Annotated in this window: 18 protein-coding genes; 13 read left to right on the top strand and 5 right to left on the bottom strand. The window is 34.6% G+C overall.

Going from position 1 to position 20,085, the window contains the following annotated elements; translation table 11 throughout:
• Positions 1-8 precede the first annotated feature (8 nt).
• Complete coding sequence (locus tag CN288_RS01210) at positions 9-1,079, bottom strand: WD40/YVTN/BNR-like repeat-containing protein (protein ID WP_090692282.1); 1,071 nt, start codon at positions 1,077-1,079, stop codon at positions 9-11.
• Between the two features lie 408 nt (positions 1,080-1,487).
• On the opposite strand from CN288_RS01210, the gene fbpA reads away from it, so the two are divergent.
• Positions 1,488-1,658: a Fur-regulated basic protein FbpA gene (fbpA, locus tag CN288_RS01205; RefSeq protein ID WP_026591745.1), complete on the top strand. Its 171-nt coding sequence runs from the start codon at positions 1,488-1,490 to the stop codon at positions 1,656-1,658.
• A gap of 61 nt (positions 1,659-1,719) precedes the next feature.
• Here fbpA and CN288_RS01200 read toward each other — a convergent pair whose 3' ends face one another.
• Both CN288_RS01200 and CN288_RS01195 read right to left on the bottom strand, forming a co-directional pair.
• Positions 1,720-2,391, bottom strand: coding sequence for a GntR family transcriptional regulator (locus CN288_RS01200; protein ID WP_026591744.1), 672 nt, complete (start codon positions 2,389-2,391; stop codon positions 1,720-1,722).
• 16 nt (positions 2,392-2,407) lie between these two features.
• Positions 2,408-3,373, bottom strand: coding sequence for a DMT family transporter (locus CN288_RS01195; RefSeq protein ID WP_098301729.1), 966 nt, complete (start codon positions 3,371-3,373; stop codon positions 2,408-2,410).
• Positions 3,374-3,526: 153 nt separating this feature from the next.
• Between CN288_RS01195 and CN288_RS01190 the strand changes: the two genes are divergently transcribed.
• Positions 3,527-3,844 (top strand): DUF3784 domain-containing protein, encoded by a 318-nt coding sequence (locus tag CN288_RS01190; protein WP_026591742.1) that lies wholly within the window; start codon positions 3,527-3,529, stop codon positions 3,842-3,844.
• Positions 3,845-3,898: 54 nt separating this feature from the next.
• Here the strand turns inward: CN288_RS01190 and CN288_RS01185 are convergent, their stop codons facing one another.
• The gene (locus tag CN288_RS01185) at positions 3,899-5,086 is read right to left on the bottom strand and encodes a GTP-binding protein (protein ID WP_090692275.1); all 1,188 of its coding nucleotides are present in this window, start codon (positions 5,084-5,086) and stop codon (positions 3,899-3,901) included.
• Positions 5,087-5,272: 186 nt separating this feature from the next.
• Between CN288_RS01185 and CN288_RS01180 the strand changes: the two genes are divergently transcribed.
• A complete protein-coding gene (locus CN288_RS01180) occupies positions 5,273-6,250 on the top strand; it encodes a permease (RefSeq protein ID WP_303745771.1) in 978 nt (325 codons plus the stop codon).
• Positions 6,251-6,262: 12 nt separating this feature from the next.
• Positions 6,263-7,129: a TIGR03943 family putative permease subunit gene (locus CN288_RS01175; protein ID WP_090692267.1), complete on the top strand. Its 867-nt coding sequence runs from the start codon at positions 6,263-6,265 to the stop codon at positions 7,127-7,129.
• A gap of 248 nt (positions 7,130-7,377) precedes the next feature.
• On the opposite strand, the gene CN288_RS01170 is transcribed toward CN288_RS01175, so the two are convergent.
• Positions 7,378-9,357 (bottom strand): IucA/IucC family protein, encoded by a 1,980-nt coding sequence (locus tag CN288_RS01170; RefSeq protein ID WP_098301727.1) that lies wholly within the window; start codon positions 9,355-9,357, stop codon positions 7,378-7,380.
• A gap of 65 nt (positions 9,358-9,422) precedes the next feature.
• On the opposite strand from CN288_RS01170, the gene CN288_RS01165 reads away from it, so the two are divergent.
• The 9 genes from CN288_RS01165 to CN288_RS01125 all read left to right on the top strand — a co-directional run bounded on the left by CN288_RS01165 (position 9,423) and on the right by CN288_RS01125 (position 20,082).
• Positions 9,423-10,688 (top strand): MFS transporter, encoded by a 1,266-nt coding sequence (locus CN288_RS01165; protein WP_331280095.1) that lies wholly within the window; start codon positions 9,423-9,425, stop codon positions 10,686-10,688.
• On the top strand, positions 10,669-12,468 hold the full coding sequence (locus CN288_RS01160; RefSeq protein WP_176527641.1) for an IucA/IucC family protein: 1,800 nt from the start codon (positions 10,669-10,671) through the stop codon (positions 12,466-12,468). The genes CN288_RS01165 and CN288_RS01160 overlap by 20 nt, the downstream gene beginning before the upstream one ends.
• An 11-nt stretch (positions 12,469-12,479) precedes the next feature.
• The gene (locus tag CN288_RS01155; RefSeq protein ID WP_026591736.1) at positions 12,480-13,577 is read left to right on the top strand and encodes an alanine racemase; all 1,098 of its coding nucleotides are present in this window, start codon (positions 12,480-12,482) and stop codon (positions 13,575-13,577) included.
• Between the two features lie 432 nt (positions 13,578-14,009).
• Positions 14,010-15,413, top strand: coding sequence for a Na+/H+ antiporter NhaC (nhaC, locus tag CN288_RS01150; RefSeq protein WP_026591735.1), 1,404 nt, complete (start codon positions 14,010-14,012; stop codon positions 15,411-15,413).
• A 340-nt stretch (positions 15,414-15,753) separates the two neighbouring features.
• Positions 15,754-16,101 (top strand): hypothetical protein, encoded by a 348-nt coding sequence (locus CN288_RS01145; RefSeq protein WP_090692260.1) that lies wholly within the window; start codon positions 15,754-15,756, stop codon positions 16,099-16,101.
• A gap of 233 nt (positions 16,102-16,334) precedes the next feature.
• Complete coding sequence (locus CN288_RS01140; RefSeq protein ID WP_026591733.1) at positions 16,335-17,120, top strand: TerC family protein; 786 nt, start codon at positions 16,335-16,337, stop codon at positions 17,118-17,120.
• Positions 17,121-17,228: 108 nt separating this feature from the next.
• Positions 17,229-18,617, top strand: a complete 1,389-nt coding sequence (gene fumC / locus CN288_RS01135; RefSeq protein WP_026591732.1) for a class II fumarate hydratase — start codon at positions 17,229-17,231, stop codon at positions 18,615-18,617.
• A gap of 330 nt (positions 18,618-18,947) precedes the next feature.
• Complete coding sequence (locus CN288_RS01130) at positions 18,948-19,712, top strand: DUF2087 domain-containing protein (RefSeq protein ID WP_026591731.1); 765 nt, start codon at positions 18,948-18,950, stop codon at positions 19,710-19,712.
• Between the two features lie 16 nt (positions 19,713-19,728).
• Positions 19,729-20,082, top strand: coding sequence for a GIY-YIG nuclease family protein (locus tag CN288_RS01125; protein ID WP_026591730.1), 354 nt, complete (start codon positions 19,729-19,731; stop codon positions 20,080-20,082).
• The last annotated feature ends 3 nt before the right edge of the window (positions 20,083-20,085 follow it).

Here is a 20,085-nt window from a genome sequence, read left to right as displayed (position 1 = left end):
TATTTCTGTTAGGAAGTAATCAATAAAGCATGTGGATGTTGCGTTTTGTATTCTTCTTTCCAAGGAATGTTTAATTGCTCCCAAGTTTGCCCGCTATCTAAAGACTGAAATACACCATTATTATTTAAAGTATAAAATGTATGGGGTTCGGCAGGATTTGTTGCAAGCATAGAGATGACAGTTCCGATTGCTGAAGGTAGCCCGTGCTGCACTTTTTGGAAAGGAGTGTTTTTTGTTTTTCGATAAATATAAGATTCATAAGGTATACGATGGTGAGCTAGGTCAGCACTTGGTGCAGCAGAGACCAGTATCGTATCACAATCACCAGGATCGATAGCCATACTATATAAATAGTGGTGTTCTAAGCCCTCGCTACAAGAAGTCCAATTGCTTCCGCTATTATAACTTTCAAGATATGCACGGTCAGGTCCGCCCATAAACCCATCGCCACATGATGCATACAGACGATTCGGGGCCTGTGGGTGCATAAGTAGTTGATGAGCATCAATAGGAGCGCCGAATTTTTTATCCTCCCAAGTTTGGCCATTATCCTTACTTCGAATGATAGCGCCTGCTTCAATTGATACATGTATTGTATCTTGTTTATTTGGATCGACTGTAATCCAGCGAACATGATGTGTAAAAGGACGAGGTGGAAATGCCCATGTGTATGAAGAAAGTAATGATTTCATGTTCTTACACTCACTCCATGTTGCACCACCATTTTCTGAATAAAACAACGCGCTAGGTTCCGTTCCTACATAAACAATGCCGTAGCCATTAACTTGTTTAATAGGACTAATAGCAATCGAAGTAATAGCAGAATGTAAAATACCATCTTCTTTAGGAAAGTCAAAATAGCGGTAAGAATCTCCAATTGGTCTCCAAGAATCACCTCGGTCATCGCTTACCCATAATCCTCGGCCAAAGGTGCCGCAATAGATACGATTTGGTTGAAATGGATCAACCGCAATACAAGTAGGTTGTATATTTTGTAAGTGATATTGAACTTGAAACTCTTCATTTCTTTTTTCTACAACAAGAAGTTCACGTTCCATACAAAGAAATAATCGCTTCAATTTTATATCCTCCTTTACATTTCTTACAGTATTAAACAATATGAGAAAGAAAAAGAAATAGTCATATTTTTAGGTTGAGAAAAAGGAAATGATAAGAAGACACAAGGCGTACTAGCAGAAGCGACACGTTTATTGAAGGATAGGTTTTATGTAGGACATATTACGAGACAAATAGAAATAGAGGATATATACGTAAAGAACCACTTTGCAAAGTATGAAAGAAAAAAGATGATAAAAAGTGTCATAAACTCATTCTTGCAACATACATATATATAATGTGGCCACAAACAGTTGTAAGGTAAATATCTCATCATATTACTTTACTTCTAAAATATCATCTTTATAATCAAAGTGGTAATTGATAAGGATTATCATTTTCAGTTATTGTAGAAAGGGGTTTTTAAAAAGATGAGTAGTCAACTCCGTTTTGCTATTGAAATTCGCAGGAGGCAGTTAATTGACCAGTTAATTGGAGCTGGTGTGTTTAAAATTCTTGATCGACAATTATACGAGCTTTCTTTAGAGGAACTAGAAAAAGAGTATAGGGACATTAAAAAATATGCCGAAGTTCGCGCATAGTCATATAGAATAGTAAATGAAGACCCCCCTAAGTTGGAAAAAAACAAGGAGGGGTCTTTATTTATTTAGCAGAGATTATTTTTTGTATTTCTTTCATTGGCCGCAACCAGTTTTTGGACATGATTTTTTCGATTTGTGCTGCATCTTGGTTTTTTAATGCTTCGATGATTAAATTGTGTTCTTCAATCGATTGACGCGCAGGAATGAAATTTTGGAAAAATAGGTATTCAAGACGTAATACATGAAGTTGGATGCTTGCTAAGAACGGTTCGATGTATGTATTTTTAGCGATTGATACGATTGTATTATGAAATTGGATATCTAAGTGTAATGCTTGTTTCGAATTTTTTTCATCTATGGCATTTATAAATGCTGAGTTTATTTCAGAAAGTCTTATCAAATCATTTTCATTTATTTGATGAATTGCCTGTTTTCCGATAATCGTATGAAGGCCAGCAATTGTTTCATAAATAACAGATATATCTTCTAGTTTTATAGGAGCAATTTTCGTTTTTTGTCCAGGGACCATCTCCACAAGTCCTGAAAGCTCTAATACTTGCAGTGCCTCTCTAACTGGTGTTCTACTCACACCTAAAGCTTCGGCCAGCTCTCCATCATTAATTTTCTCATTAGGTTGTAAAACACCTTCGATAATCCAATCTTGTAATTGATGTAAAACGAGTGATTTAGCAGATACCCTTTCTTGCTTTCGATAATTTTGAGGAATAGGCAAGATAAAACATTTCCTTTCACTTTATATTTTGCTTTCTCGTATCAACAAATTGTAGTTTCGGTTTCCTTTCATCTGGCTTCTTGCTTAGTACAAGTACCATTGCAATAACACAGAGAGCGCCTAATAATTGAAATGATTGAAACGGAACATGCAAAATGAGAACAGAAGAAATAATAGCTGCAAGTGGTTCCGTACAACCAAATAGTGTAGTCTCTTTCGGTGTAAGGTAGCGGATGCTATCTAAGTATAAATAGAATGCGATAAGTGTACCGAAAATAACCACAAATGTAATGAGGAAAAGATTATTAGGCTGTAAATATTTCATGCCTGATAATAAGATAAATTCATTTGTGGAGAGAAAGTGTACGACGGTTACACCAATGCCTCCAATAATCATTCCCCACCCAACAATGACAGATGAAGACCATTTCTCTAATAATTCCTTTGAATAAAGGCTATAGAATGCTAGTGACAGACCAGATAAAATGCCCCAAATGATAGCTGGAGTTGAAACAGCTAAATTATCAATAGATCCATTCGTTAGTAAGAAAAAGGTTCCGATTAAAGAGAGTATGATCGAAATAAAATCGATTTTAGTAGGACGAATATTCCATTTGAAGATAAGGTAAACGGTGATAAATATTGGCGCTAAATATTGTAATAATGTTGCAACTGCAGCATTGCCTTCCTTAATAGATGCAAAATATGTATATTGCACTGCGAGCATACCTAACAATCCAAACAGAATCATTCTGTTTACATCGGCCCTTTGTTTCCAAATGCCAAGCACTTCTGATTTTTTATTGCCAAATGAGGAGAATAAGAGCAAAATACTTCCGGATATAAGTAAGCGGATTGTAACTAACCATTCTGTAGAGACATTGTCTTGTTGAAAAAGTTGTTGTGCAGCAGTACCAGATAAACCCCATAAACTAGCACCTGTAATAACCATAATAATGCCTTTCAATCTTCCTGAATCCATAGCTAGGTTCTCCTTTCAGAAAGAAATTTAATTGAAATATCGAATACAATATGTAATATATCATGAGTAATATTAAAAATAAACAGAATTTTTAAAATGAATCAGATGAGTAATGGATATAATTGTGGTAAAATATTGTAAAGGAGTGATTTGATGATTGGTGGGTTTATAATTTGTTTCCTTTTAGCCATGTTCATTATCATTTTGGGATACCAAATTCACATAAAAAAGAGATTATTTCTCTTAGCAGGATATCAAGAAGAGACCTTTGTAGGGGATAAAGAAAAACTTGCAAAAATAGCTGGTTTTTTTTCTTATGTAATAGGAATTACTACCGCTCTATTACCATTTGGATTAGAAGCAATTGGTGACGCTGTGGGGATTGGTTATGGACTTTTTGTTGTTATAAGTACAATTGTACTTGTTATATGGAGTAATGTAATAAATAGGTCTAGTAACTCTAAAGAATAAACGAAAACAAGATGGTAACCTTTTAGGGAAACCATCTTGTTTTTTCACTTTTTATTATGATACCACGGTAAAAGGTGGGATCGGGTCAACAAAATCATCCCAATCCTGTCTCATTTCTTCATCAGTTAATAAGCATGTATCCAAAGAGCGCTCAATATGATATTGATTCATTTCAACTCCAATAAAGACTAATTCTGTTATTCGATCTCCGTACTGTTTATCCCAATTTTTTAAGACTTCTGGTTCTTCTGCAATTATTTGCTGCTGCTCAGCTGCAGGTAATGCTGCAACCCATTCACCAGCCCCTTGGATTGTAATCGAAGAGCCAGCTTGAGACAAAATTCCCATCATATGGTTACGAGATGCGAGCCAGAAAAAACCTTTTGCCCTTACGACATCTAATGGCCAGTTTTTTAACCAATTCATAAGTCGAACAGGATGAAATGGACGTTTGCGGCGATAAACAAAGGAACTAATGCCGTATTCTTCTGTTTCTGGCGTATGGTGATCATTATTTAACTCTTGAATCCAACCAGCTGCTTGGCTAGCTTCATCATAGTTAAATAAATTTGTATTTAAAATTTCATTTAGTGGTACTGCGCTAAATGAAGATTCAATGATTTTTGCACTAGGATTTAACTTTTGTAATAGAAGATGGAGTTCGATAACATCTTCCTTTTCTAGTAAATCCACTTTGTTCAAAAGAATTACATTTGCAAATTCAATCTGATCAATTAGTAGATCGATAACTTCTCGTGTATCTGTTTCATCAATTGCTTGTTTTCGATCTAGTAAACTTTCCCCAGCGGCAAAGTCATCCCAAAATCGATTTGAGTCGACTACAGTAACCATCGTATCGAGACGACACTTGCTCGTTAAATCAATTCCTAGTGCTTCATCTATATACGTAAATGTTTGTGCAACAGGAATAGGTTCACTAATGCCGGAAGATTCAATCACAATGTAGTCAATATCTCCTGCCTCTACAAGACGGTTTACCTCAATGATTAAATCTTCTCGTAGGGTACAACAGATGCAGCCGTTTTGAATTTCTACTAATTTTTCTTCTGTACGAGAAAAGCCTCCTTGTTTCACAAGTGCGGCATCAATATTTACTTCGCTCATATCATTTACAATGACAGCTACTTTTAAGCCCTCTCTATTTGTCAAAATATGATTCAATAATGTTGTTTTTCCAGAGCCTAAAAAACCACTTAAAACGGTAATGGGCACTTTTTTCATTGTATATACCTCCTGTTAAATCGTAATCATTACGCTTTATGATAAATGACTTTAGAAAGAAATGCAACAATAAATCATAATGATTACGATTTACGAATAGGAATGAAGTATGAAAAATGTTTGGGATTGTCATAGAAAAAGAGGACAAGCATACGATTAAATATGAATAAAACGGAGGCGAGGAAGTTGGTTTTTAATAGAATATCAAAAGAGTTAATTGGTACGCTTCTCATTGCAATCTTTCTTTTTTTATTATTTTTTGTAGATTTTACAAATCTAGCAAACTTGCACAAAAGTATTCCAAAAGAATGGCTAAATGTGAATGCAATTTTTTTAAGTATTTTCTTTGAAGCAGTACCATTTATTTTATTAGGTGTTATTGTTTCATCGGTTATTCAAGTATTCGTAACAGAGGAGATGATTCAAAAAATATTGCCAAGGTCAACAATTGTTGCAATGATTCCAGCAGCTTTTGTTGGTGTCATTTTTCCAATGTGTGAGTGCGTCATCATTCCTGTAGTAAGAAGGCTAATTCAGAAAGGGTTACCCTCCCATGTAGGAATGGTGATTTTAGTAAGTACCCCAATTTTAAATCCAATTGTGTTTTTATCAACGTATTATGCATTTCGAACGAATCCAAATGTTGTATATGCTCGTTTTGGGTTAGCGTTATTTGTTGCATTATTGATAGGCTTAGTTGTGTATTATGTATACCGTAATAAAAGTATTTTAAAAGAACAAAAAGTGATTACTCATGATGAGAAGAAAAAAAGTTGGCGAGATGTAATAAGTCATGGAGTGGATGAATTTTTTGATACAGGCAGGTACTTATTAATTGGTGCGTTCTTAGCAAGTTTATTTCAAACATTTTTAGATCGTAACTTGCTTGTAGAAATTGCAAATAGCGAGGTAATTTCACCTTTTGTCACGATGGCTTTTGGCTATGTACTATCGCTTTGTTCAGAAGCAGATGCATTTATCGCAGCTTCATTTGGTCATATATTTTCAGTAAAAGCACTCGTTGCTTTCCTAGTATTTGGGCCGATGTTAGATTTGAAAAATACATTGATGTTATTTGCTTACTTTCAAAAAAGATTTGTTTTCTTCTTTATTGGAATTGTCACGATTAGTGTATATATCGTTGTTCAGTTTGCAATGAGTTAGGAGATGACGATAATGAAAAAGCAAAGTAAACAAGAATTTCATACATATATTCGGGGGATTATTTTACTTGGATTTGCAATGCTTCTATTTAAACTATTGGTAACAGGGAATATTGATTATTTTGTTGCACCAAAAATGATAAAGTTTATCTATTTTGCGTTTTTTCTTTCGCTAATTTTAGGCTGCTTACAAGTATGGAATGGGAATGAGGAGAAAAAAAGAGGATGTAACTGCTGTAAAAATCATACAGTTCCAAAATCAAAAATTGGAATTTGTATGCTATACGCAATTTTTTTAATTCCGATTGTGAGTGCATTTTTATTTTCTAATGTGACACTTGATGGTAGCGTAGCAGCAAAACGTGGCATGAATCAAAGTGCAGGAGCGAAGCAACAATCCAAAAGTTCCGATTGGAGGGAACTATTAGTGGATCAAGAAGAAGAACCTATTCAAAACCTTCCTACGCAAAAGCAGTCACAAAAAGAATTAGAAAAAAACATACTGAAGCAAAATACAATTCAAGTAGACAATCAAAATTATATTCAAACGATGAATGTAATCGGTCAAGATGTGCTTGGATTTAAAGGGAAAAAGATAACTTTTACGGGTTTTGTTTATCATGATAAAGAAGTAAAGGAAGATAAAGTAGTAGTCGCTCGCTATGGAATTACATGTTGTGTTGCAGATGCCGCTGTGTGGGGAATGATTGTTTCTGGAAATGAAATAAACACTCTTCCAGAAGAAACGTGGGTGAAAGTTACAGGGATATTAGATGAAACGACGTATAAAGGGGTACTGTTTCCACTTGTAAAAGTTAGTAAAGTAGAAAAAATGGAAAAGCCAAAAGATCCATATGTGTATGATGCTTTGCCGCAATGATGAAGTGAAGCAGCTAATCATATTATTTGGAGACGATGCTTTTAGAAGATACTTTTGAAAGTTATAAGTTGAATTTGAAATAGGAGAAATATATTAAATCATGACATTGTCCTTTTAGGAGTTGGTATATTATTGATATACTTTATACCTTTTCTCATATTAAGCCTGTATAATCTTAAAAATAAAGATCTTGTACATGAAGCAAAGAAAATCCTTCTTCACTCTAATGAGAAAAGAAGGATTTTTTGTTATTTATACAATGGATTATCGACTTTTACATAAAAATAGGAGTGAGCTTCCCCCATCATTCGCATTAGCGTCAGGGCTTTATAGTCTACCTTTTCTGCAAAGAAGATATCATAATCAGTTGTTGCGTTTTTTGTATAGCGTGAGTCTTGTTGTAAATCTAAAAAGATATTTTTTGTGACTCGTTTTACAATATTCCAAAGCAATTGTTCGTCTATGTTATAGAAACGGCTTACATGAATAAATAACTCTCCAAAGTGATTTTGCATAACGGAGTAAAATACCTTGTTTCGTACGCTCTTTTCATCATCAACTAAAATGCGTGATTTGTGATGGAAGTTTGTACTGTCAAGCCCTTCCTGTTGTAAACGACCACGGTGAACACGAATGCCTTCCCAATCACGAACAAGAAGTCGGTCTGGTGTGCCATCTTTTTTAAAGACAGGTACTGTATTTTGCAAGTGGCCTTCTAAGCCGATTCCGTACTTCACCATAAGTGGAATAAATCCAGTTAAAGCGTTAGCTACATATTTTTCAATAAATGAAACGATTGCATCATGTAATGGTAGACAATTCTTTACTTTATATAGTTCGATAAGTTCAACAATAAGTGGTTGATTCGCTCCGTGTGCAGATGCAACAAGAGCAGAACCGACAATAGCCCATTCATCTTTATTTATATAGGAGTATACATTATCACGAATGACACATGCAAGATTTTCACTTCTCAAAGTTTGCAAATCTATATTAGAGTCATTTGCACTGAGAAAATGTGCGCCAGCCCATTCCATAATCGGAATAAATCTTCTTTCATCGATACTTGTATCTTCTTTTATAATTTTTTGTAATATATTACTCATCAGTGGACCGTTATGAATCGTTTGTTCTGATAAGGTTCGCACTTCTCCTGTTAAATGAACATTCGTTGTTAACTTATAATGAGGTTTTCTTGTATCATACTGTGCTGGGAAGATGGTACGAAATGACATACCAGCTACATAAGGCGCCTCATAATCAAAAATAATAATTTTTTTCTGTTCAATTTCTGTTTTGTATAATTCTTGCAATGTATGCATCGTTTGCCAAGGATGGATAGGTAATAGAAGATAATCATCTATTCTATCATCTAGCCTAATCTCTGCCTCGGCTTTCAGTACAGGTTCTAAAGAAAAGATGATAGGATTCCAATCTTGTGATTTCATAAACGCAGTACTTACTTCTTTGTTATGAACGGCTACAAATCGAAGTGGAATCGTATTTTTAAACTCTGCTGAATACGCAATTGTTTCTTCAGGGTTTAAGCCTTTTCGCATTTTTGCTCCAGGATGACAAGGGTGTCCTTCAATAACAAGCTGTTCAAAAAAAGCATAATGATTATCTGTTTGTGCAGCTGCTTCTAATGTTGATACCTCAGTAGACTGTTCATGAAATGTATAGGCAAGCGATAAATTAGCAGCACTATTAGCTAAATCCTCTTCGAACATATGAAAATAAGAAGACTGTCCTTTCCAACCTTCTTGAAAAATTAAAGCTAACACTTCATTTGGATGTGTAATTTCTTTTTGCTCAGATAGTGATATGAGCATGTATGGCCCGTTTACAATTGGACGTTCGAAAGCATACATTTGTTGAACTGGTACGAGTAAGTAGCAGTCTTGTTTCTTAAAATATAAAGCTTGTATTATGGAATATTTTTCAAAACTCTTCTGGTGTGTATGTATATAATCTAGTAAATAATCTGGACAACGGTACGCTGAAATAGAAACAAACGTCTTCGCTGACTTTTGAAATGTCACCACAGTATCCATTAGATTGCTTATATTTTCTCGGATGACAGAAGATAGTAGTCGTTCTAATATACCGTTCCGACCTTTATATAAATTTTGCTTATATATTTCATGTAGCGGTGGATGGTTTTGCTGTAAAAAAGAAAATAATGTTTGTTCTTCTACCTCAAATGAATGAATGCTGTGTAAGTGCATAGAAACCACCTTCCTCAATTTTAGCTCTTTACAAAAAAGAGAGAATATTTTATATTGTCTTTAAAGTGATAACGATAATCAATTTCAATTATAAAGAGTGGATTAAAAAATGCAACAAAAAATTTGAGGTGATTCTTATTCGAAAACTGTTTTTTGGTAGTTCATTTTTTTTGTTTATGGGGAATTGGCTCGGAATGACTGCTATTAATTGGTATGTCTATGATTTGTACCATAGCGCGACATATTTAGGATGGTTAAACTTTGTACGACTCATTCCAATCGTATTATTTAGTGTTTATGCAGGAAAGCTTTGTGATTTGTATCCACGTGTCAAATTAATGAAATCATATTCCTTATGGGGATTTGTATTGACAACTTTACTTGCGGTTTATGTTGCTTTAGTTACTCCTTCATATTTTATCTTTTTACTTTTTTCATTTATTCGTGGGGTCATTAGTGCATTAGAAACACCAAACCGGAATACACTTCTTTCAGATATTGATACAAATAATCAAATTAGCAAACTGATTTCCATGCATTCATTTGTCATGAATGTTTGTCGATCAACTGGGCCGGCATTAGCAGGATTTCTTATTGCAGCAGGGCATATCGAATTAACATTTATGATGCAGGCTGTTTGTGCACTTATTGCTTGGATTCTTGTGATACCAATGAAAGATCACCAAATGAAAAAGCGAAAAGAAAAGAAAAAAGCGAGTTGGGAACAAATTGCTGCATATTTTTCTTATGACAAAATGGGAAGAAATATCTTTGTGACATCACTTATTACAATGGCTTTTGGTTTTTCCTATACATCGGTTTTACCAGCGCTTGTTTCAAAGCAATTTACGGGAAAAGCAGAAGTGTTTGGAATCGCTATGTCATCAGCTGCAATTGGTGCAATCATAGCTACTGTGATTCTTCCAAAAGCATTGACATATATTTCAGAAGTACGCCTGTATAATGTTAGCTTAATTGCATTTTCAATTTCTTTAGCACTACTGATTGTTAGTAATATATATGTATTTTTTATTCTTTTATTTTCTATTGGTCTATTTGGTCAGTTATTACGATCAAGTAACCGTGTCTATTTTCAGCATCATGTCCGTGAAGAAGAGAGGGGACTTATGCTTAGTGTAGTACTGATGGATCGAGGGATGATACCACTTGGTTCTATTTTAGTTAGTTATTCCATTGAATATGTTGGTATTGCTCAAACATTTATTTTAATGGGAGTTATATGTATGATCCCGTCTTTATTTCAATTTATAAAACTGAAACAGCAAAAAGGAAAGGTGAAGGAATTTGTCCATGCAAAGAAAACAAGTTAATAGAGTAAAAGCAGAACGTAGTATTTTAAATCGTTTTTGCAATGCATTGATTCGAGAGAAAGTGCTACAAGAGAACTGTGCAATATTGAAACATGAGCATGGCATAGAGATTGTAGATAGTATGAACGATGCGGAATTATTGTTAGAAGTAAAACAAGAGGGAGCGTTTGAACGATACGAGTTTATATTCCCAATTCGTTTTAAAGTTCGTGGACATATACGGTGGATTGATTCATTGTCAATGTTTTGGGAAGAAGTTGCCCCGTTCTTTCGTATTCATATTTCACAGTCTTTACAAGAAGAATTGGAAAACAGTGTAACCAATTTAGCACTAGCATACGAAGCATGGAATCGGAAACAAGAATGGGTGAAACAACAATTAGAGACAAACGTTTTGTTTGCAACAAAAACAAAGCCTAACAATTTATATCAATTTTTAAAAGCTTTACAAGCATGTATACCATTTGATGAGCTTACTTATACGGAATCACTTGTTATTGAGGGACATCCGCTTCATCCATCTACGAAAACGAAACTTGGTTTATCAAGAGAAGAAGTGAAATTGTATGCACCAGAATTTGAACATGTTGTTCCGTTACATGTTCTTCTCGTTCATAAAGAAGTAGCTGAAGTAACCGGAGATCACATGCAGAAACCACTTATATATGAAAATTCACCAGAGTTATATGAAGCAGTGCACACATTACTTGTAAATAAAGAAAAAAGAATGGAAGATTATTATCCATTTCTCATTCACCCATGGCAGTATGAACATGTATTACAAGAAGAATATGGTTCAGAGTTAGAAGAGGGGTGGATTATTCCAGTGCCATATCAACTATCTTCACGTGCAACATTATCATTTCGAACAATGAATGTATTAAAATTACCATATCACGTGAAACTTCCAGTGCGAGCGCAAGCAACGAGTGCAGTTCGTACCGTGTCACCAGAAATAACAGTAAATGGCCCACTATTATCAAAAGTATTAGATGGCATCTATACAAAGGAACAAAATTTAGAGCAGTCTATTGTTGTTGTAAGGGAACGAGTAGGAGCCTATTTTTCTAAACCGAATACTAGGGATTTAGGACGTAATTTAGCATTTATTTTACGGGATGATCCCAATCAGTATAGAAGAGAAGGAGAATTATTATGGGTTGGTGCAAGTTTAACAGCCGATAATCCATTAAAAGAAAACGAATCTGTCATTTTAGATATAATGCGTACATATTTTGACAAAGAGGAAATCGGTAAAAAAGAGATATTCTATTATATTGCTCATTATACTGAGAAAGTGATGTTGCCATTGTTAGAACTTGTTGTACGATATGGGATTGCCCTAGAAGGACATATGCAAAATTCTATTATTGTGACAAAAAATGGTGAAGTACAACGTATTCTCATTCGTGATCTTGGTGGAGTAAGAATTTATAAAGAGAAATTGGCGGAATTGATAGACCTCTCGATTATGAAAGAAGCAGCATTATTTACAGAGAATATGACTGAAGTATATAACAAGTTTATTCATTCTGTATTGCAAAATCATTTTGGGGATTTGCTATTTACATTGGCTCGAGCAGTTGATGATATACAGGAAAAAGAGTTGTGGAGAATTGTTGCAGCTGTGGTGGAAGATTTTATGGTAGGGGTAACAGAAGAGCAACGAGCAGCAATATTTGCACCTTGTATTGAGACTAAGGCATTATTTTCGATGAGAATACATGATCAAGCGAAATCGTATTTATATACAAATTTCCCCAATCCACTTTGTATGTAGGAGGAATAAAAATGCGGCCCATCATGAAAATAAACCTTTCAAAACTAAAGCATAATGCCATTATGATAAAACGATTATGTGAGCATGCAAATGTTTCATGTTTTCCAGTTACAAAAGGAGTAAGTGCTGCAACACAAGTAATCGGAATTTTGAAAGAAGCTGGATTTACAAAATTTGCAGATTCAAGATTACAGCATCTTCATAAAATCCGTAAAATGATGGGAAACAGTGCGGAACTTCTTTTAATTAGAACACCAGCTTTATCAGAAGTAGAGGAGACAGTTCTAACTGCAGATATAAGTTTGAATTCTGAACTCTGCGTGATTGAGGCATTGGGAAGGGCTGCGACGAAATATGGGAAAATACATCAGATCATTTTAATGGTAGATTTAGGAGACCTTCGCGAAGGTATGTTGCCTGTGCAAATGGTGGAGATTGCCCAAAGAGTAGTGGGGATACAGGGGATAGAGCTTGTTGGTATTGGAGCCAATTTTACTTGTTTTAGCGGTGTGATTCCAACTGAATCTTCTTTGCTAGAGCTAACACAATTGACTGAGCTAGTGGAAGAAACAATCGCGCAGCCACTTTCCATTATTTCGGGTGGAAACTCCAGTTCCTTACCGCTTATCTTACAAAGGAAAGAAATAGGGCGGGTCAATTCTCTTCGTATTGGTGAGGCTATTTTTCTTGGGAAAGAAACAGCATATGGGAAGAACATTCCTTTTATGTACCAAGATATATTTTCAGTAGAAGCTGAGATTATTGAGGTTAAAAGAAAGCCTTCGATGCCTAGAGGTGTGATTGGAAAAAACGCTTTCGGTCAAGTTCCATGTTTTGAAGAAAAAGGAGAACGATTGCGAGCCATTGTTGCGATTGGTCGACAAGATCTTGATATTAGTGGGCTATATCCACTTGATGGGCATATCGAGATTCTTGGCGGAAGTAGTGATCATTTAATCATTGATATAACAGATAGTGAGACATATCGAGTAGGCGATATAATTACGTTTCTTCCAGCATATAGAGGGATGCAAAGCGGTATGGTTTCTTCACTTGTACACAAACAATATGTATTAGATGATGTGTTACAAAAAGTGCTTGTTCTATAAAGTGAAATTTTGATTCGTGACCCCCAATAATTACGAACTCTCATCAATCGAGCGCGTGTTACATATATTGAATTTGTAAAACAATATACGTATATATTAAATGTTTTAATTGAAGAAGAAAAAGAAGTGCATAATCAATAAGTAGGTCGTGAAGTGATAAAAAGAGAAACAGTTGAACAATTTTGCTCAACTGTTTCTTTTTTTAGGGATTTTTTACTTGTTTTTGTTAATTGTAAATAAAAATACAATATTTTTTATAATTTTCATTGCGAAATATCAGCTCTACTTTTACAATAGAAAAGGTGTATATTTATTATACTAAAAAAACAAATCGGAATAATGTGAAAATTATAGTTTGTCGTTATGCATTGTATGTAAAAGTACATATTAGGCGACATATATCATATTATCGACTTGTAAGGAGAGAAGCAAATGAAAAGTGTAAGATTACCATCGATTCCAGAAATCATTATTCTTTTATTACTGTTTCTTGCAGTTGTCTTTTCCTTTCAAACGATCTTTAATTTGCCGATTCAATTAGCGCTATTTATTTCATGGTTTTTAGTAATTGCGCTTGGACTAAGGTTAGGGTTTCGTTATCAAGAATTGCAAGATGCAATTACGAAAGGAATTTCCAATGGATTAGAAGCTGTTCTTATTTTAGTTGCTGTAGGAGCACTAATTGGAACATGGATTGCTGGCGGTGTTGTACCGACATTGATTTACTACGGATTAGAATTTATTCATCCGAGTATCTTCTTATTAGCAACCTTAATTATTTGTTCAATTACTTCTATTGCAACAGGTACATCGTGGGGAACAGTTGGTACAGCTGGTATTGCCATGATGGCAATCGGTGAAGGTCTTGGCTTACCGCTTCCACTAGTTGCTGGAGCGGTACTTTCAGGGGCATACTTTGGAGATAAGTTATCCCCACTTTCTGATAGTACAGTACTTGCTGCCTCAATGGCAAAAGTAGATGTTATTGCACACGTTCGCGCGATGTTTGTATTAGATATACCGGCATATATTATTACTGGTATTATGTTTACAGTTGCCGGATGGATGTATGGTGGAGATAATGTTGATTTAAATAAAGTGGAGTTTTTAAAAGAAGCTTTATTAAAGCACTTTGATATTAAAATATGGATGCTTGTTCCAGCGGTTATTGTTATTGTACTATTAGCAATGAAAAAACCATCAATGCCAACAATTGCAATGGGAGCGCTTCTCGGTGCAATTTGGGCAACGCTTTTCCAAGGTATGAATTTTGGAGATGCAATTGGAACAGCATATAACGGTTTCTCTATTGAATCAGGTGTGGACTTCATTGATAAGTTGCTAAATCGCGGTGGAATCAATGGTATGCTAAGTTCAGTAGCTGTTATTATTTTCGGATTAGGTTTCGGAGGATTACTTGAAAAACTCGGCGTTTTAAAAGTAATCGTATCAAAATTTGAGAAGAAACTAAACTCTGCAGGAAATGTAACGTTGTCCACATTAATCGTTGCTTTCTTGGCAAACGTATTCGGTTGTGCAATGTACGTATCACTTATTTTAACGCCAAAAATTATGCAAGACAGCTATGATAAATTAAAACTAGATCGCCGTATATTAGCGCGTAACTCAGAAGTAGGTGGGACATTAACTTCGGGTATGGTTCCATGGTCTGATAATGGTATCTTTATGGCTGGTATACTAGGTGTTTCCACATTATCATATGTTCCATTTATGTGGATGAGCTTTGTATCCTTAGCATTAGCAGTTATATATGGATATACAGGAAAATTCATTTGGTATGTTGATGATGCTGAAAAAGGAAAACAAGCATCATAAGATAAGAAAAAATCATCCTTTGCGTATAGCAGAGGATGATTTTTTTTATAAACTATATGATAGATAAACTACTAAAAATAAAATCTCTATAATTTGTAAAGTAAAATGAGAGCCAAATAAGATATGTTTTTTCAGCAAACTTTCATATGATATATGGTTGTAATTTGAACGGCTGAATTTTTAGTTTTTATAGGTGTGATTATTGGTAAGTTATAAGGATTTTGCGGGGGAATTAGTGTTTTTTATTTTCTATTCGACAAAACATAACAAATTATTGTAATTTAGTTTGTTATGTTTATTGGGGAATTTTGCAATTTTTCCATATTGGAGGGCGTATAGATTGAAAAAACGTACTGTTGAATTGGTAACAGGACTAGTTGCTTCTATAGTAGGAGCTTGTATATCATTTTTTCTTTTTATTATGTATAGTTTTAGGTCAGTTATTGATGATTCTTGGAAAGCTCAAGCCTATGGGGCGCTCGTGGTTTTTCTTATACAGATTTTAGCTATTGTAATTTCTTGTTGTGTCAATAAAATGAACAATAGGTTATATGGAAGTGTAATGCTTACTATTGGTATCATCTCCATACTCTTTTCATATGATGCATTGTTGTTTCCAGGAGTTATATATATTGTTTCTGGATGTTTAACGTTTAGATCACTAGAAACTACATCAGGTGAAAAATAGAGTGCAAATAAAGGAATTAGGATATGTATTATGTAAGAAGAGTGTGAAGACTGAACACTTCAGCAAAGTATAAAACTATCTCTTTCGTTGATTTGTTAGAAATTTTTATCCTATAGTACTAAGTCACCCCATAAGTTCAATGCGAACTTATGGGGTGTTTAGTTTCTGGTGATATTCGTATATTTCCCCTATCAAAAAGCAAAATATATAGTATCAAAAACAGGAGGAGAGAGATGACTGAATCGCTACTGCTGGAGTATGGAGGAGTTATATTAATTCTTATTGCATTAGAAGGAGTTTTATCTGCAGATAATGCTCTTGTACTTGCTATTATGGTTAGACATTTATCTGAAGATGATAGAAAAAAAGCTTTGTTTTATGGATTATTCGGTGCGTTTATATTTCGATTCGTCTCATTATTTTTAATTTCATTTCTTGTGAATGTATGGCAGATGCAAGCGGTAGGAGCGATTTATTTATTGTTTCTTTCTGCTAGAAGTTTAGTTAAAATATATCGGCAAAAGAAGTGGCAAAGAGAAATGCACGGAGAGCAAGAAAAAGGGATGGAAGAAAATACTCCGAAAAAGAAAAGTAGTTTTTGGTTAACAGTTCTGAAAGTCGAGGTTACAGATATTGCATTTGCGATCGATTCAATCTTAGCTGCAGTAGCTCTTACATTAACCATTACACCACTAAATAAAGGGATGATAGGTGGTCTTGATGCAGGAAGATTTTTTGTTATTTTAACTGGTGGAATGATTGGTTTAATTATTATGAGATTCGCGGCTACTTACTTTGTGAAGTTATTGCGTGAAAGACCTGGCCTTGAAACGGCAGCTTTTATGATTGTTGGATGGGTCGGCGTAAAACTTATTGTTTCAACACTGGCGCACCCTATGGTTGGAATAATCGATAAGGATTTCCCTCAATCCGCTACGTGGAAAGCTATTTTTTATATCGTATTAATTACGATTGGCGTTTGTGGTTGGTTCTTATCTTCTGATTCATCTGAAATATAATTTAGTAAATATAGAATTATCAATAAATACAGGTGAGAATCCTTATCGTTTAAAGGGAAGTCTGTTACAATAAAAATGTATCTATTTTATTATCAAGGGGATGAAAACATGGAATACAGAATTGAAAGAGATACATTAGGAGAAATGAAAGTTCCAACTGATAAATTATGGGCCGCACAAACACAGCGTAGTAAAGAAAACTTTCCAATTGGAACGGAGCATATGCCGATTGAGATTGTACAAGCATTTGCAATTTTAAAGAAAAGTGCAGCCATTAGTAATTACAAATTAGGAAAGTTATCGGAAGAAAAAGCTCAGGCGATTGTAGAAGCAGCTGATGAAATTCTAGCAGGAAAATGGAATGAACATTTCCCGCTTGTTGTATGGCAAACAGGTAGCGGAACACAATCGAATATGAACGTGAATGAAGTAATCGCCAACCGTGGGAATCAAATTTTAGAAGAGAAAGGACTTGCTGTACATATTCATCCAAATGATGATGTGAACATGTCCCAAAGTTCAAATGATACATTCCCAACAGCGCTTCATGTTGCTTGTTTGATTGCAGTGGAAGACCAAGTGCTACCGGCAATTACAAAGTTAAAAGCAACATTAGAGAAAAAAGTAAATGAGTTTCAAAATATTATTAAAATCGGACGTACGCATTTGCAAGATGCAACACCTTTAACGTTAGGACAAGAAATTAGTGGGTGGCACCGTATGCTTGAAAAAACGGAGCGTATGATTGCGGATAGCAATACATATATGAAAGAACTTGCAATTGGGGGTACTGCAGTTGGAACAGGCATTAATGCACATCCTAAATTTGGTGAGATGGTTGCAGAGGAAATTAGTCAGTTTACAGGAAAGCAATTTGTATCAGCACCAAATAAGTTTCATGCATTAACAAGTCATGATGAGGTTGTGTTTGCACATGGTGCGTTAAAAGCATTGGCAGCGGATTTAATGAAGATTGCAAATGATGTACGTTGGCTTGCAAGCGGCCCACGTAGTGGTCTCGGTGAAATTATTATTCCTGCGAATGAGCCAGGAAGCTCTATTATGCCAGGGAAAGTAAATCCAACACAAAGTGAAGCATTAACAATGGTAGTGGCACAAGTTATGGGAAATGACACAACCATCGGATTTGCAGCGAGCCAAGGTAACTTTGAACTAAATGTATTTAAACCAGTAATCGCATATAACTTCTTACAATCTGCTCGTTTATTAGCCGATGCGACAGTTTCATTTAACGACAAATGTGCGGTTGGTATCGAAGCAAATGAAGAAGTGATTAACCAAAACGTAAATCGTTCTTTAATGCTTGTTACAGCATTAAATCCACATATCGGTTATGAAAATGCGGCGAAAATTGCGAAGCATGCTCATAAAGAGGGATTAACATTAAAAGAAGCAGCATTACAATCGGGGTTATTAACGGAAAAACAATTTGATGAGATTGTAGATCCAAAGAAAATGATTGCACCGAAGGAATAATTAGAGTGGACAATAAAAAGCCAAGATTCTATTTGAATCTTGGCTTTTTTCTCGAATAGAATTTCTATTCTCTTAATTATTAATAGTATATGCAATTCTGAAGATGGAGAGTGGCATCATAATAGAAATACGATTCTATATTTCTATTGTGATCAAAAATGGTTTTCACTATAAATTTATTTATTATTTTCAGGTTTGGGCATTTATCTTTTGACAAGTTCATTCCTTTGTTGAAAAGTTTATTTTGTTTGTGATAAGATGATTCAGTAAGGGTAAACGATATTGTGATTTGTTTGCGTTTTTAATAAACCGTTTGGAGGATTGTTTGGTATGAATGATATTTCTGAGAAGTTTTGGGATGCTTCCATTAAAGAACTAAAAAAAGGATATATATTTGAAGAGGACACAGAAGAATATACTTGTTTAGCATGCGGAGAAAGTTTTATAAAAGGTGTAATTTATCAAGATAATCAGGTTTTATATGAAGCCGAGAAGTTTGTACAATTACACATTCAAAATGAGCATACATCTATGTTTGACTATTTATTGAATCTGGATAAAAAATATACAGGTTTAACGGATTTGCAAAAGAAGATGGTTCAATTTTTTTACATGGGATTTAATGATAAAGAAATTGTGAAAGAGCTGGATGGGGGAAGCACGTCGACAATACGTAATCATCGATTCACATTGCGTGAGAGGATGAAGCAAGCGAAAGTATTTTTAGCATTGATGCAACTGTCCGAAGAAAAATCAAAAGTGCAATCTAAATTTGTACCCATTCATAGAACAGCTACGATGGTGGACGATCGGTACAATATTACGGAAGAAGAAAATGATGAAGTCTTAAAGTTGCATTTTACAGAAGGATTAGACGGTCCACTGGTGAAATTTCCGAAAAAACAAAAACGTAAATTAATTATATTACGTCATTTAATAAAAAAATTTAATAGTAACGAAAAGTACACCGAAAAAGAAGTGAATGAAGTTTTGGAAAGTGTATATCCAGACTTTGTAACTTTAAGAAGGTATTTAATTGAATATGGTTTTCTAGATCGAACGCCTGATGGAAGTCAATATTGGGTGAAGTTATAAGAAAGGGGAAAGGAAAATGAATAGAAGAGCAGAATTAAAACAGCAATACAAAGAGATAGAGATTGAAGCGGGTATTTATCGTATTATAAATACAAAAAACCAGAAAATGTACGTTGAGAGTACGATGAATTTAAAGACGATAAGTGGGAGGCGATTTGAACTCAATGTAGGTTCTCATACAAATAGAGCATTGCAAGAGGACTGGAAGCAATACGGTGCAGATGCCTTTGAATTTGAAGTGCTAGAAGTCTTGAAAAAGAAAGAGACTGGTTATTTTAATGCTAAGGAAGAATTGAAAAAATTAGAAGAGAAGTGGCTACAGGAATTGCAGCCATATGGAGAGCGCGGGTACAACCGAGCAAGCTCTTAATAA

It is taken from the genome of Bacillus sp. AFS023182, from assembly GCF_002560575.1.
In the GTDB taxonomy this organism is placed as follows: domain Bacteria; phylum Bacillota; class Bacilli; order Bacillales; family Bacillaceae_G; genus Bacillus_A; species Bacillus_A arachidis.
The sequence above is the reverse complement of the archived record's forward strand: the minus strand, read 5'-3'. Positions and strand labels throughout refer to the sequence as shown.

Bases quoted from the DNA above. Each gene is read 5' to 3' on its own strand.
- CN288_RS01155 (WP_026591736.1), top strand. From the start codon at position 12,480: ATGCGGCCCATCATGAAAATAAACCTTTCAAAACTAAAGCATAATGCC.
- CN288_RS01160 (WP_176527641.1), top strand. From the start codon at position 10,669: ATGCAAAGAAAACAAGTTAATAGAGTAAAAGCAGAACGTAGTATTTTA.
- CN288_RS01125 (WP_026591730.1), top strand. From the start codon at position 19,729: ATGAATAGAAGAGCAGAATTAAAACAGCAATACAAAGAGATAGAGATT.
- CN288_RS01185 (WP_090692275.1), bottom strand. From the start codon at position 5,086: ATGAAAAAAGTGCCCATTACCGTTTTAAGTGGTTTTTTAGGCTCTGGA.
- fbpA (WP_026591745.1), top strand. From the start codon at position 1,488: ATGAGTAGTCAACTCCGTTTTGCTATTGAAATTCGCAGGAGGCAGTTA.
- CN288_RS01130 (WP_026591731.1), top strand. From the start codon at position 18,948: ATGAATGATATTTCTGAGAAGTTTTGGGATGCTTCCATTAAAGAACTA.
- CN288_RS01195 (WP_098301729.1), bottom strand. From the start codon at position 3,373: ATGGATTCAGGAAGATTGAAAGGCATTATTATGGTTATTACAGGTGCT.
- fumC (WP_026591732.1), top strand. From the start codon at position 17,229: ATGGAATACAGAATTGAAAGAGATACATTAGGAGAAATGAAAGTTCCA.
- nhaC (WP_026591735.1), top strand. From the start codon at position 14,010: ATGAAAAGTGTAAGATTACCATCGATTCCAGAAATCATTATTCTTTTA.
- CN288_RS01170 (WP_098301727.1), bottom strand. From the start codon at position 9,357: ATGCACTTACACAGCATTCATTCATTTGAGGTAGAAGAACAAACATTA.
- CN288_RS01140 (WP_026591733.1), top strand. From the start codon at position 16,335: ATGACTGAATCGCTACTGCTGGAGTATGGAGGAGTTATATTAATTCTT.
- CN288_RS01190 (WP_026591742.1), top strand. From the start codon at position 3,527: ATGATTGGTGGGTTTATAATTTGTTTCCTTTTAGCCATGTTCATTATC.
- CN288_RS01175 (WP_090692267.1), top strand. From the start codon at position 6,263: ATGAAAAAGCAAAGTAAACAAGAATTTCATACATATATTCGGGGGATT.